Below are 13,405 nucleotides of genomic sequence, written 5' to 3'. Positions count from 1 at the left end.
CAGTTGAACTGGCGTCCTGAGCCGGCGCAGGTTGCGGTATCCATAGGATTTGGGCGGGATCATCGCCTGCCACCACTCCCCAGCCATGGCCAGCCTCGGCGTCAACATCGACCACATCGCCAATGTGCGCCAGGCCCGCCGCGCGGTGGAGCCCGATCCAGTGAGCTATGCCCTGCTGGCCGAGCTGGGGGGGGCTGACGGCATCACCGTGCACCTACGGGAAGACCGACGCCACATTCAGGACCGCGATGTGGAGCTGCTGCGTCAAACCGTGCGCAGCCGGCTCAATCTGGAGATGGCCGCCACGCCCGAGATGGAGGCGATCGCCCTGCAGATCCGGCCCGACATGGTGACCCTGGTGCCGGAGAAGCGTCAGGAGGTAACCACCGAGGGCGGCCTCGATGTGGCGGGCCAGCAGCCAGCTCTCAGCGCTCTGGTGGGTGCGCTGCAAGATGCCGGCATCGGCGTGAGCCTGTTTGTGGACGCCGAGGCGAGCCAGCTGGAGGCCTGCCGCGCCACCGGCGCCCGCTGGGTGGAGCTGCACACCGGCGCCTACGCCGAAGCCAGCTGGAGTTTGCAGCCAGCCGAGCTGGCCCGGCTCACGGAGGGGAGCTTCATCGCCCGCAGCCTCGGGCTGCGGGTAAATGCCGGCCATGGCCTCACCTACCAAAACGTGGAGCCCATCGCCGCCATCGAAGGCATGGAGGAGCTCAACATCGGCCACACAATCGTGGCCCGGGCCCTGGCGGTGGGACTGGAAGAAGCTGTTCGGCAGATGAAGGCGCTGATACAGAATCCGCGCCGCGACCCCCTGTTCGGCAGCCGCCAGCTATGAGCACCTATCACTTCATCGCCGCCAGCGAAGCGTTCCTCACCGTCGAGGAGCCCCTTGAGGAGGTGCTGCGCGAAAGGGTGCGCCACTACGGAGAACAGGGCAAGGAAATCGACTTCTGGCTGGTGAAACGGCCGGCCTTTCTCGATGCACCCCAACTCGAACCGATCGGCAGCGCCGTGCCGAGGCCGGCGGCGGCGGTGGTGTCCACCGATGAGAAGTTCATCACCTTTCTGAAGCTGCGCCTGGAATTCGTGGCCACGGGCCGCTTTGAGGCTCCCAGCACCTCAATCCCCGACGCCCTCGCCAGCGCGTCCTAAAACAGCCCCAAAAAGCGTTTGCGCGGCCCGTCATCGGAGGCTCCCTGACCGCCATCCTGCTGGTAGCGAGGCTTGTTATCACCAATAGTGAGCAAGGCCTCCTTGTTTTTCCACCACACCCAGTCGCGGATTGGTGGGGTGTTCGCCAGTTGCTGGCGGCTGAGCCCTAGGCCGAGCTTGGCGGAGGCATCGAGCAGAACGTCGAGCATCTCCTCACCGTTGCCGCAGCGGGCCAAGGCCTCATTGGTGCGCTTAGCGCCATTTAGGGCTTTTACCAGGGCGTTTACCCGCTGGACCACCGACAACGACGCTGGATTCATCTGACTGTCACTGGGTGGGGCGACCGTACCAGCGCTGGCCGGTCGACATGAATCGCTGGGGGGCTGACAAGTGGCCGTCAGGCAGGCAAGACTGGAACTAACGCGATGGACTGATGACGTCCCCTTCACGTTCCTGCCACCACTGGGTGATCGGGGACGTCCACGGCTGTGCCGACGCGCTTGAGCAGCTGGTAGCTCGCCTACCTGCAGGCGACAAGCTCGTGCTTTGCGGTGATGTGATCAACCGCGGCCCCGAGATCCGCCGCACCATGGAGCTGGCCTGGGGCTTGGTGAGCTCCGGCCGGGCCATCTGGCTGATGGGAAATCACGAAGCCGACCTAGTGGCCGCCCTGCGGCAAGGCGACTGGACCGCTCAAAGGGCCTTGGCCGGCTGCGACACCTATCGCCAGCTCGGCGATAGCCACTGCCGCATCTGGCAGGAGCGGCTGGAGCAGCTGCCCCTCACCTACTCCGGCAAAGGCTGGCTCGCCACCCACGCTGGCTTCAATCCCGACACCTGGGAACCCGACCTCAGCATCCGCATGCCCTTCTGGCAGGCCTACGACGGTCGCTTCGGTGAGGTAGTGATCGGCCACACCCCCGGGCCCCAAGTGCGTCGCCTCGGCCAGATCGTGATGGTGGATACGGGCGCCTGCTACGGCGGCGAGCTTTCGGCCTACTGCCCCGAGACCGGAGCTATTCACGCCGTTTACGGCTTGCAAGAGCGCCGGCTCTCCTCCTTCAGCCAGGAGCTGGCAGGCTGCCTGCCATGACGACCCACAGCTGAGCATCCTTTGTGCTCACAGTTTTCCGGGGCAACCGGGCCGAACACCTAGCCGAACTCCTGGCCGCCCAGTTGCTGCTCACGCCGCCCGGGCCGCTCGAGACGGTGCAGGTGGTGGTGAATACCTGGCCCACCAGCCGCTGGCTTGGTGAACAGCTGGCCGTGGGACTCGGCGGCATCGCCGCCAACATCCGCTACCCATTTCCTGGCAGCCAGCTGCGCCAAATCGTGAATGGGGTGCTGGGCGAAAACGGCGCAGACCAGGATCCCTGGCGTGCCAGCCAGCTGGTGTGGCCCGTGCTGGAACTGCTCCCCCACCTGGTGGAGCAGCCAGAAGCTGCCTCGCTTAAGCACTGGCTAGGCCGCTACCCGCAGCACGGCAGCAACCTTGAGTTGGCCCAATGGCAACTGGGCCGCAGCATCGCCGACGCCCTCGACGACCTAGCCCTGTATCGCCCTGAGCTGCTGGCAGCCTGGTGGTGTGGGGAGGACGGCCCACCCCTGCCGCCGGAGCAGGAGTGGCAGCGGCTGCTGGTGGGGCGGCTACGGGAGCGCCTGGGGGTGAAGCCCTTCGGCCTGCAGGTGCTGGAGGCCATAGCCCAGCTGCAGATCAAGGCACCGCCGGCCGGCAGCCTTCCCGATCCCCTGCGCCTGTTTGGGCTCAGCAGCCTGGCGCCGATCCAGGTGCAGCTGCTGCAGGCCCTGAGCGTGCACACAAATGTGGACCTCTACCTGCTCACCCCCTGCCGCGACCTGTGGCAGCGCTGCACCAGCCGCCGCCAACTGCTCAGCGATGCGATCGCGCTGCAGCAGCCCCTTGATGGTGACTGGCTACTGCAGGCCCCTGGCCTGGAGGCCCGCTTCGGCCGACTCGGCGGCGAGTTTCAGCAGTTGCTCGAAGGCAGCGGCGAGAGCCTCCAGGGCCAGTGGCAGGAAAAGGATTTGTTTGTGGCCCCAGCCAGCAGCCATCGGGGCCAGGGGCCAGCGCCCCTGCTGCATCAGCTGCAGCAACAACTGGCGGATCCGGCTGCCCAACCCCTGCTGCAGCGGGCACCGGCAGACAGCTCCCTGGAGTTCCACCGCTGTCCCGGCCCCCTGCGCCAGGTGCAGGTCGTGCGGGACCGCATCCTGCAGCTGCTGGCCGCCGATCCCACGCTCCAGCCCCGCGATGTGCTGGTGATGACGCCTCAGGTGGATGGCCTAGCGCCTTTGGTGGCGGCCGTATTTGGCGATCAAGAGGCCACTGGGGTGCCCCTCAATTGGCGCCTCACCGACCGCAGCCAGCAAAGCGAAGCCAGCCTCAGCCGCAGCTTGCTGGAGCTGCTGCGGCTGGCGGGGGAGCGGCTCACCGCCTCCGCCCTGGAAACCCTGCTGGAGAGTCCGGCGCTGCAGGGGCATTTCCAGCTCAGTGGTGTCGAGATGGCGGCCCTGCATCCCCTACTGCAGCGGGGGGGCTTCCACTGGGGCCTCGATGCAGAGGAGCGCGGCGGCCTGGACAGCGGCAGCCTCAGCTGGGTGATCGATCGGCTGCTACTAGGCCTGGTGCTGCCCTGCGACCCCGGCCTGGCCCCGGCCGCCACCGCCCCCCTGGCCAGTGGCGAGAGCATCGAGCTGTTGGGCCGCTGGCTGCACCTGCTCACCCGGCTGCGCCACTGGCTGGTGGAGCTGCGGCGACCCCGCTCTTGCCTGGCCTGGAACACCTGCCTGCGGGCCCTGCTGAGCGACCTGTTCGGCGACGGCGACCAGGCTGGCGGGAGTGGCCAGGACTGGGAGCTGCCCCTGGTGCTAACCGCCATTGACGACTGGCAGCAGGCCGCCGCCGGCTGCAACCTGGAGCTGGCCGCACCCGTGGTGGCTGCCGTGCTCGATGAGCGCCTGGCTGCGGATTCGGGCCGGTTTGGCCACCGCAGCGGCGCCCTCACCATCAGCGCCCTCGAGCCGATGCGGGCGATTCCCCACCGAGTGATCGTGCTGATGGGCCTGGATGCAAACGCCTATCCCCGTCAGAGCAAGCGGCCCGGCTTCCACCTGCTGGAGCAGCAGCGCCACCTCGGCGATCCCAACCCGGCCGACCAGGACCGCTACGTGCTGCTGGAGGCCCTGCTCTCAGCCCGCGACCATCTGCTGGTGACCTGGAGCAGCCGCGACCCCCGCAGCGGCGAAGAGCTGCCACCGGCCACACCGGTACGCCAGTGGCTCGAGTGGCTGCAGGGGCAGCTGCCTTGTCGCGGAAGCGAACTGGTGATTAGTCACCCTGCCAACCCCCTCGACCGGGCCAATTTCCAAGCCAGCGGCGAGCGGCCCCCCGGCAGCTGCGACGAGCGTCTGCTGAAGGCCCGTGAGCTGCTCGATCAACCACGCCAGCAGAGCGGAGCACCGCAACCGCCCCGGCCCCTGGCGGCCAGCGAACCCCCTAGCGCGCCCCCGGCCCAACCCAGCGATGCCTATGGGGATCTGCGTGACTGGCTGCTTGCTCCCCAGGCCAGCTGGCTGGCTGAATTGGGGCTAAGGCCGCGGGAATGGGCCGACAGCCTCGACGACCTCGAGCCCCTCAGCCTCGATGAGCGCGAGCGGGCGCTGCTGCTGCGCCAGGCCCTCGAAAGTCCCACCGACGCATCTCTCCTCGATGAGCCCGCTGGATGGCTGGCTCGCCACCGCGGCCAGGGCTTGCTGCCTCCTCTAGCGGCAGGCGAACTGGAGGCCGGCGGGCTCAGCCAGCGCTGGCGCAGCCTGCACACCAGCCTCGAGGCCCTGGGTCCTGAGCGCCGCCAGCTGGCCCTCTGGCAAAACTGGCAGCAGGAGCTGCAGTGGCGGGGGAGCTCGGTGCTGGTGCTGCACACCGCCCGGCCGCGCAATCGCCACCGGCTGGAGCTGTGGCTGGCGCTGCTGCTGGCCGCCGCCGCCGACCAAGGGCCGCTGGATGGGGTGCTGGTGGCCCGGGGTGCCAAGGACTTCGGCGTGCAGTTGCGGCTGCAGGCGCCCCAGGTAGATAGCGCCCGGGCCGAACTAATGCGGCTGCTGGAGTTGCGCCAGCAATGGCGCCGGAGCTGCTGGCCGGTGCCACCGGAAACCGGCTGGGCCCTGCTCGATAAGGGTGAAGCACGGGCGATCGAAACCTGGGAAGGCGGTTTTCAGCGGCGCGGCGAGCGGCTTGATCCGGAGCAGGCCCTCTGTTTCGGATCTGAACTCAGCGGCACCGCCCTGGTGGCCAGCGGTGAGCTAGCCGCCCGGGCTGAGGAGCTGCTTGGTCCCCTGCGGGAGCGGTTGATATGAACCTGTCTGCCGGCAGCGATCAGGCTTTGGCATCTGAACAAGCCCTGCCACTCCCACAACCATTTGAGGCCAATGCCTTTCCCCTGGATCCCGGGCTGCGGCTGCTGGAGGCCAGCGCCGGCACCGGCAAAACCTTCGCCCTGGCCCAGTTGGTGCTGCGCTACGTGGCCGAGGCCGAACTGGGGCTGCGCCAGCTGCTGGTGGTGACCTTTACCGAGGCCGCCGCCGCCGAACTGCGCGATCGCATCGGCCAGCGCCTGCAGCGGGCCCTGGCAGGCCTGGAAAATCCAGATCTGGAGCCGCCCGATCCCACCCTGGCCGCCTGGCTGGAGCAGCAACGACCGCGGGCCGAAAAGTTGCGGGCCCGGTTGCTGCTGGCCCTAGAGGAACTAGATGCCGCCGACATCACCACCATCCACGGTTTCTGCCGCCGCACCCTGCAGCGCCACGCCCTGGAAGCGGGCCTGCCACCGGAGCTGCAGCTCGAAACCGACAAGGGCACCCTGGTGCGCCAGGTGGCACACGACTACTGGCAACAGCAGGTGCTGCCCCTGCCAAGCCACCTGCTGGCCGGGCTGCAGCAACAGGTTGGCGGCCCCGAAACCCTCGAGGGCCTGTTGCGCCAGCTAGATGGCGATCCAGCCCTAGGCCTGGATTCCCTGCCGGCAACCCTGCGGACCGACGCCCCCTTGGCGCCCCAGCTCGAGGCCCTATGGAACGAGGCGTGGCACAACTTCCAGCAGCTCTGGGCCAGCCACGGCCAAGCCCTGGAGGCCGGCTTTTGTGCCGCCGCCAGCCAATGGCGCGGCCAGGGCTTCAAAACCACCAGCCCCTACGTTCCCAAACCCACCAAGGACCGCTGCGCTCTATTGCGGGGCTGGATCGCTGCCCAGCCCATCGGCGGCGACTACGGCGCCACGGCAGGCAGCCAGGGCGGAGGCCAGGGCCTGCTGCGCGACTACTTCCACCCCGGCGCCTTTCTCAAAGTTGCCCGCAGCCTCGAACCTGGCGATGGGAAAGGCCCCGGCCCCTCCCTGCCCGAACGCCCCTTGCAGGAGGCGATCGCCCAGGTTTTGGATGGACCGGCCGAAGCCCTAGTGCTGCACGCCTGCCACTGGGGTCGGGCCGAACTGGGCCGGCGGCGGCGCCAGAGCGGAAGGCTGGGTTTCGCCCAACTGCTGGAGGGTCTTGATCCAGGCGAGCAGGCCAGTACCCCCCTGCTAGAGGCGGTGGGAGCCCGCTATGCGGTTGCCCTAATTGATGAATTCCAGGACACCGATCCGATCCAGTGGCGCATCCTGTCGCGGGCCTTCCAGCCTGAGCGGCACCGACTGGTGATGGTGGGTGATCCCAAGCAGGCGATCTATCGCTTCCGCGGCGGCGACCTGCGCACTTATCTGCTGGCCCGTCAGGCCGCCGCCAGCTTCGGCGGTATCAGCAGCCTTCGCGATAACTACCGCTCTAGCGAAGCCCTGGTCGCCGGCCTCAACGGCCTAATGGAGCCGGGGCTGCGCCGCAGCGACCTGGCCGTACCGGCGGTGCGGCCCCAGGCGAGCGACACCAAACTGCGCCTACCCGCCGGCCAGCACCCCCTGCAGCTGCTCTGGCTCGGCGGCAGCCGCCTGGCTGGTGAGAAACCACCCAGCCGCAGCGCCCTGGAGCGGCAACTTCCCGACCAGATCGCCTGCTTCAGCGCCGAATTGCTCAACCAGGGGCTGATGCAACAGCGGGGCGAGCAGCGCCAACCCCTAGGCCCCAACGACCTATGTGTGCTGGTGGGCACCCACCGTCAGGCTGAAGCGCAGCGCGCCGCCCTCGATCGCTGCGGCATAGCCAGCAAGCTAGTGAGCCAGGGGGATGTGTTTGAAAGCGCCGGCGCCTCGGCACTGCAACGGTTACTCGATGCCCTTGCCGAACCCGGCCGATCCCAGCGCCTGCGGCTGCTGGCCGCCTCTCCCCTGCTGGGCTGGAGCGCCCAGCAAATCGCCTCCGCCAGCCCCGAAGCCTGGAGCAACCTGGCTGCGCGCCTAGCCCAGCTGGCCGTTGAACTACCCCGCCGCGGCCTGCTTGGGGTGCTGGCGAGCCTGCTGGAGCAAAAGGGGCTGGCCCAGCTATCCCTCGGCGGCCGGCTGCTGGCGGATTTGCAGCAGTGCGGTGAATTGGTGGCCGTGCGGCTCCATGCCGACCAACTGGGTCCCGCAGCCGCAGCCGACTGGCTGCGGCGTCTGCGGCTCGATCCCGACCGGGACATCCCCGACGCCCACCAGCCCCACAGCGACGTGGTGGATGAGGCCGTATCGGTGCTGACGGTGCACCGCAGCAAGGGCCTGGAATATCCAGTGGTGATCTGTCCCTACCTTTGGCAGGCCGGCGCTGAGAGCCGCAGCGGCCAGTCCATCGGCGTGCGCTGGCACCCGGGCGGCCCTGAAGGCGGGCAGCCCGAAGCCGTGCTCGACCTGCACCTGAACAACAACTGGGGCCCGGGCCAGGGCGCCAGCCAGCAGCAGCTTGGGGCCGAGCTGCAGGAGCGGGAGCGACTTGCCTATGTAGCTGCCACCCGGGCCAAGCTGCTGCTGGTGCTGGCCTGGGGCCCGGCCTTGGGCCAGCAGGGCAATCCGCTGCACCCCTGGCTGTTCGACCAGGAGCAGCCCCCCGCAAGCGACCACGACCCCTACATCGGCCGCAGTGATGCGGAGTGGCGCCAGCGGCTGGAGCAAGCAATCGCTTGCCGCCAGCTGCCCCTCACCCTGGTGCAGCCCCCCGCCAGCGGCCAGCGCAGCCAGCTGAAACCAGGCCCGGCAGCTGCTGGCCTATCCCTGCAGCGAGGCCCCGTACCCAGCCATGGCTTCGACAGCAGCTGGGGCCGCAGCAGCTACACCAGCTGGACCCAGGGCAGCCACAGCGCCGCCCCCGCAGCCGTGGAGGAGGGCCGCGAAACCGATGCCCTGGTGACCGAACTAGAGGCAGCAACGGCGGCCAACGCCATGGGCGCCGATTCCCAGGACAGCCCTCTGGCCCCCTTCCCCCGGGGCGCCCAGGCCGGCGACTGCCTGCACCGCATCCTTGAGCAGCTCGACTACTGCCAACCCTTGGCAGCCCAGGCCGAGCTGGTGGGCCGCGAGCTGCAGCGGGCCGGTATCGCTGCGCAGCACGGCGAAGCGGTGCTAGTTGGGCTTGAGCAGCTGCGGCATACGCCCCTGGGCGGCCCCTGCAACGACTTCAGCTTGGCCCAGCTTGAGCGCGGTGCCCGCCTCAATGAGATGAACTTCGATCTGCCCCTCGGCCTGGTGCGCACCCCAGACCTGGCACGCTCCTTTGCCGACCATCATGAAGGGTGGTTTGGCAGCGCCTACGCCGAGCAGCTTGCCCAGCTGAAAGTGGAAAGCCGGGGCTTTCTCACCGGCTCGATCGACCTGGTATTTCGACAGGGCGAGCGCTGGTGGGTGGCCGACTGGAAGAGCAACTGGCTGGGCGAGCGCGACGACCAGGGGCAGCCGCTGCACTGCGGTCCACGCCACTACGGAGCAGCAGCCATGGCAGAGCTGATGGCCGCCAACCACTACCCCCTACAGGCCCACCTGTACCTGGTAGCCCTGCACCGCTACCTGCGCTGGCGCCTGCCCGGCTACCGACCCGAGCAGCACCTGGGCGGCTACGTCTACGTGTTCCTGCGAGGGGTGCCCGGACCCACCACGGCCAGCGCTGTGCCCGGCATGTTTGTGGAGCAGCCGCCCTTGGCCCGCCTGCTCCAACTGGACCAGGCCCTAGGGGGCACTCCATGAGCGGCCCCACCCCCCTGGAGCAACCTCGCTGGCTCCAGAGCCTGGCAGCGGCCCTGGCTGAAGCCCTGCCGCGGCTGCATGGCAGCAGCCCCGATCCATTGCTGGCGGAACTGATCACCAACCTGGCTGCCGCCCTGGCGGAGGGACGCCTGGAAATCAGCCTGCCCAGCACCGAACATCGTCGCGCCCTGGAGGCTTCACCCCTGGGCGCCGAGCCGGATGGTCCGCTGGTGCTGGAGGGCGACCGGCTGATGTGGCGCCGCTGGCAGCGCCAGCGCCAGCAGGTGCTGCAGGCACTGATCGAGCGGGCCCAGTTTCAGCTCCCAAATGCGAGTCCCGGCGCAAGCTGCAGCGACGGGCTGGATCCTGACCAGCAGCGGGCCGTCACGGCGGTGCTGCAATACGGCCTGGTGCTGCTTGAGGGCGGTCCGGGCACCGGCAAAACCAGCACCGTGGCTCGCATGTTGGCTGCGGTGCTAGCCCAGCAACCAGGCAGCCGCATTCAGCTAGCAGCCCCCACGGGCAAAGCGGCGAGTCGGCTGCGGGCAGCCCTAGCTAGCAGCAGCCTGCAACTTCCCTGCAGCACCCTGCACCGGCTGCTGGAGAGCCGCGGCGAGCGCTTCGGCCGCAACCGCCAGCACCCCCTTGCCCTCGACCTGCTGGTGGTGGATGAGATGTCGATGGTGGATCTCCCCCTGATGCAGGCCCTGCTGGAGGCCCTGCCCCCCAGCTGCCGGCTGGTGCTGGTAGGGGACGCGGCCCAGCTGCCACCGGTAGGCCCCGGACCAGTGCTGCTGGAGCTGCAGGCTCCCGAACGCCGCCAGGCCCTGGGCGGAGCCGCCATAGAGCTGCGCACCACCTACCGCAACAACGGGGCCATCGCTGCGGTAGCAGCGGCCCTACGGGAGGCTGAGCAGCCCCTCGAGGCCCTGCTCACACCACTGAACTCTGACGACAACCTGCGCTGGCTGCAGGCCAACCCACGCCAGCTGCCAGCAGAGCTGCTGCAACGACTGCGGCAGCACCAGCACCAACTGCAGCAATGCTGCCTGGCGGGCGATCTGGACGATCCCACTTTCACCGCGAGCCTGCTGGCGGGCCTGGATAACTACCTAGTGCTGACACCAGTGCGCCAGGGCCGCTGGGGGGTGGAAGCTATCCACCAAGCGCTGCTGGGGGAGGCTGCCGCCCGCTCGCCCCAGTTTTGGCCAGTGGGCACGCCCGTGCTGTGCCGCCACAACCTCAGCGAACTGGGGCTCGCCAATGGCGACGTTGGGCTGGTGGTGGAAAGGGAAGCCAAGCGGGGGCGGGAACGCCGCCTGCTGTTTGCAAACCAGGGCGGTAGCGAGCCTCTCTGGATTCACCCGGCCCAGCTACCCAAGGCCGAGCCAGCCTTGGCCCTCACGGTGCACAAGGCCCAGGGCAGTGAGGCCCAAGAGGTATGGGTGCTGATGCCCGACACCGGCAGACCCCAACGGCGCCTGCTCTACACAGCCCTGACAAGGGCCAGAGAGCGGGCCTGCCTGATCACCCCGTTGCGCGGAGCGGCGGCGGCTGTCAGCCTGAAATCGTGAAAATCCCTGAGCCCCTAAGTCCCGCCGGCCGGGTGCAACGCCCTTGGGGCTGGTTTGAACAGCTGGCCAGCGGAGATCAATACCTGGTCAAACGCCTACTGATCCGCCGCGGCCAGCGGCTGAGCCTGCAGCGCCACCAACACCGCTGTGAGCACTGGGTGGTGGTGGCCGGCGACGGTGAACTGCAGGTAGGGGAGGAGGCCATCACCGCAACGGCAGGGACCAGCGTCTTCATCCCCCAAGGGGCAATTCACCGGGCCCAAGGGGGTCTGGCGGATCTGGAGATCGTGGAGGTGCAGCGTGGTGACTGGCTGAGCGAAGCCGACATCGAGCGCCTTTCGGACGACTTCGGCCGGAAGTGAAGCGGACCGAGGGGTGATAAAATTTGTTTTCAGCCTTTTTCAAGGGCAGGGCAGTTTTGTTAATTGCGGGTCTGAACAACTGAACATCGGGTAAAGCAGTGCAGCTTCAGTTGCCCCGCAACGGCCCATCCGTTCAGTATTTCTTGGCTCAATTGGGTTTCTGCCGGCCTGCGTTCAAGGACTTCACCAAGCCCTGATCAACCAGGCCATTTTCATCCCGTGACCGAACACGCCAACGGCGGCAGCTTTGCTTGCTCCGTCGACATTGACGCGCCCGCCCAAACAACTGAAAAGAACGCATCCGAAAACAACACCGCTGAGATCAACTCAGCCGAGATCAATTCAGCCGAAAACAACTCAGCTGAAATCAAGACAGAAGCAACCTCTGCCTCGGGCTTTGCCCGCTTCGGCTTTGCCCCAGAACTGCTGAAGGCCCTTGAAGCCATCGGCTATCAGGAGCCCTCACCAATTCAGAAGGCCGCCATCCCCGAGCTGATGCTCGGCCGCGACCTGGTGGGACAGGCCCAGACAGGCACCGGCAAAACCGCCGCCTTCGCCCTGCCAATGCTGGCGGCCCTCGACCCCGAGCAGCGCAAGCCCCAGGTGTTGGTGCTCGCCCCCACCCGGGAATTAGCGCTGCAGGTAGCCGAGGCCTTCAACAGCTATGCCAGCCACCTACCCGGTGTGCGCACCCTGGCGATCTACGGCGGCGCTGATTTCCGCGACCAGATCCATCAGCTCAAGCGCGGCGTACAGATCGTGGTGGGCACCCCCGGCCGGGTGATGGACCACATGCGTCAAGGCACCCTCGATCTCTCCAGTCTTCGCGCCCTGGTGCTGGACGAGGCTGATGAAATGCTGCGCATGGGCTTCATCGACGACGTCGAATGGGTGCTCGAACAACTACCTGAGCAGCGTCAAGTGGTGCTGTTCTCTGCCACCATGCCGCCCGAAATCCGGCGCATATCACAGAAATATCTCAACGCGCCCGCTGAGATCACGATCAAGCAAAAGGCCGCCGATGCCACCCGCATTCGTCAGCGTTTCTTGATGGTGCATGCGCCCCACAAGCAAGCAGCCCTGGAGCGGGTACTGGAGGCAGAGACCAGTGAGGGTGTGATCATTTTTGCCCGTACCAAGGCGATCACGCTCACCGTGGCCGAATCGCTTGAACAGCACGGTTACGACGTTGCCGTGCTCAACGGCGACGTGCCCCAAGCCCAGCGAGAGCGCACGATCGAGCGGCTTAAGAGCGGCCAGGTGGACGTACTGGTAGCAACCGATGTGGCTGCCCGCGGGCTCGATGTAGAGCGGATCAGCCTGGTGATCAACTACGACATCCCCTTCGATTCGGAGGCCTATGTCCACCGCATTGGCCGGACCGGTCGAGCTGGCCGCAGCGGCGACGCTATCCTGTTCCTGACCCCGAGGGAGCGCCGTTTCCTGGGCGGCATGGAGCGGGCCGTGGGCAAGCCGATCGAAGAGATGGAGGTGCCAAGCAATGCCACCATCAATCAAAACCGGCTCGACCGGATGCGCACCAAGCTCACCAACTGCTTGCAAACCCCAGCCAGCAGCGAGCAGGAACGGGCCTTACTCAGTGAAATCCTGCAACGGGTTGCTCAGGAGCAGGGCTCCAGTCCTGAGCAGCTAGCCCTGGCGGCCCTAGAGCTGAGCCTGGTGGGCAAACCCCTGCTTTTGCAGGGCGAAGAGAACTTCCAACAAGTGCGTCAGAACGGTCCTGGCCGCGATGGAGGCCGCGATGGCGGTAGGGATGGCGGTCGCGACTTCGGCCGGGACCGGGGAAGGGGCCGGGAAATGGGTCGGGAGGTTGGCCGTGATGTAGGCAGGGGAGCTCCCAGGGGCGAACGCCCCGTGGGTCCGCCAGAGGACAACATGGAGCGCTTCCGGGTGGAACTGGGCTGGCGCGACCGCATCAAGCCCGGCAACATCGTGGGAGCCATTGCCAATGAGGCTGGTCTGAACGGGCGATCCATCGGCCGTATCCAGATTTTCGACACCCACAGCACCGTGGACCTACCCAAGGGCATGCCCGAGGATGTTTTCCAGGGTCTGCGCCAACTTCGGGTGATGAACAAACCCCTGCAGCTTTCCAGGTTCCAGGGATGAACTCCTCGGGCTTCCGCCCTTTTGCTCC

Annotated in this window: 9 protein-coding genes; 8 read left to right on the top strand and 1 reads right to left on the bottom strand. The window is 67.4% G+C overall.

What is annotated here, in order from left to right; all coding sequences use genetic code 11:
• Positions 1–85 precede the first annotated feature (85 nt).
• The gene (locus KBY85_RS04155) at positions 86–835 is read left to right on the top strand and encodes a pyridoxine 5'-phosphate synthase (RefSeq protein ID WP_254960313.1); all 750 of its coding nucleotides are present in this window, start codon (positions 86–88) and stop codon (positions 833–835) included.
• Positions 832–1,152, top strand: a complete 321-nt coding sequence (locus KBY85_RS04150) for an MgPME-cyclase complex family protein (protein ID WP_254960312.1) — start codon at positions 832–834, stop codon at positions 1,150–1,152. Before KBY85_RS04155 ends, KBY85_RS04150 begins: the two co-directional genes overlap by 4 nt.
• On the opposite strand, the gene KBY85_RS04145 is transcribed toward KBY85_RS04150, so the two are convergent.
• Positions 1,149–1,472 (bottom strand): hypothetical protein, encoded by a 324-nt coding sequence (locus KBY85_RS04145; RefSeq protein WP_254960311.1) that lies wholly within the window; start codon positions 1,470–1,472, stop codon positions 1,149–1,151. The genes KBY85_RS04150 and KBY85_RS04145 overlap by 4 nt on opposite strands.
• A gap of 113 nt (positions 1,473–1,585) precedes the next feature.
• On the opposite strand from KBY85_RS04145, the gene KBY85_RS04140 reads away from it, so the two are divergent.
• The 6 genes from KBY85_RS04140 (at position 1,586) to KBY85_RS04115 (ending at position 13,377) form a co-directional block, all read left to right on the top strand.
• Complete coding sequence (locus KBY85_RS04140) at positions 1,586–2,245, top strand: metallophosphoesterase (protein ID WP_254960310.1); 660 nt, start codon at positions 1,586–1,588, stop codon at positions 2,243–2,245.
• 23 nt (positions 2,246–2,268) lie between these two features.
• Positions 2,269–5,529 (top strand): exodeoxyribonuclease V subunit gamma, encoded by a 3,261-nt coding sequence (locus KBY85_RS04135; protein ID WP_254960309.1) that lies wholly within the window; start codon positions 2,269–2,271, stop codon positions 5,527–5,529.
• Complete coding sequence (locus KBY85_RS04130; protein WP_254960308.1) at positions 5,526–9,311, top strand: UvrD-helicase domain-containing protein; 3,786 nt, start codon at positions 5,526–5,528, stop codon at positions 9,309–9,311. Before KBY85_RS04135 ends, KBY85_RS04130 begins: the two co-directional genes overlap by 4 nt.
• On the top strand, positions 9,308–10,885 hold the full coding sequence (locus KBY85_RS04125) for an ATP-dependent RecD-like DNA helicase (RefSeq protein ID WP_254960307.1): 1,578 nt from the start codon (positions 9,308–9,310) through the stop codon (positions 10,883–10,885). The genes KBY85_RS04130 and KBY85_RS04125 overlap by 4 nt, the downstream gene beginning before the upstream one ends.
• Entirely contained in the window at positions 10,882–11,247 is a 366-nt protein-coding gene (locus tag KBY85_RS04120) for a phosphomannose isomerase type II C-terminal cupin domain (protein ID WP_254960306.1), read from the top strand. The genes KBY85_RS04125 and KBY85_RS04120 overlap by 4 nt, the downstream gene beginning before the upstream one ends.
• A gap of 219 nt (positions 11,248–11,466) precedes the next feature.
• On the top strand, positions 11,467–13,377 hold the full coding sequence (locus tag KBY85_RS04115) for a DEAD/DEAH box helicase (protein ID WP_254960305.1): 1,911 nt from the start codon (positions 11,467–11,469) through the stop codon (positions 13,375–13,377).
• Positions 13,378–13,405: the final 28 nt, after the last annotated feature.

The sequence above is a fragment of the Cyanobium sp. BA5m-10 genome, from assembly GCF_024346255.1.
GTDB lineage: Bacteria > Cyanobacteriota > Cyanobacteriia > PCC-6307 > Cyanobiaceae > Cyanobium_A > Cyanobium_A usitatum.
Note: the sequence above shows the minus strand (reverse complement) of the source record. Positions and strands in the feature narration are given on the sequence as shown.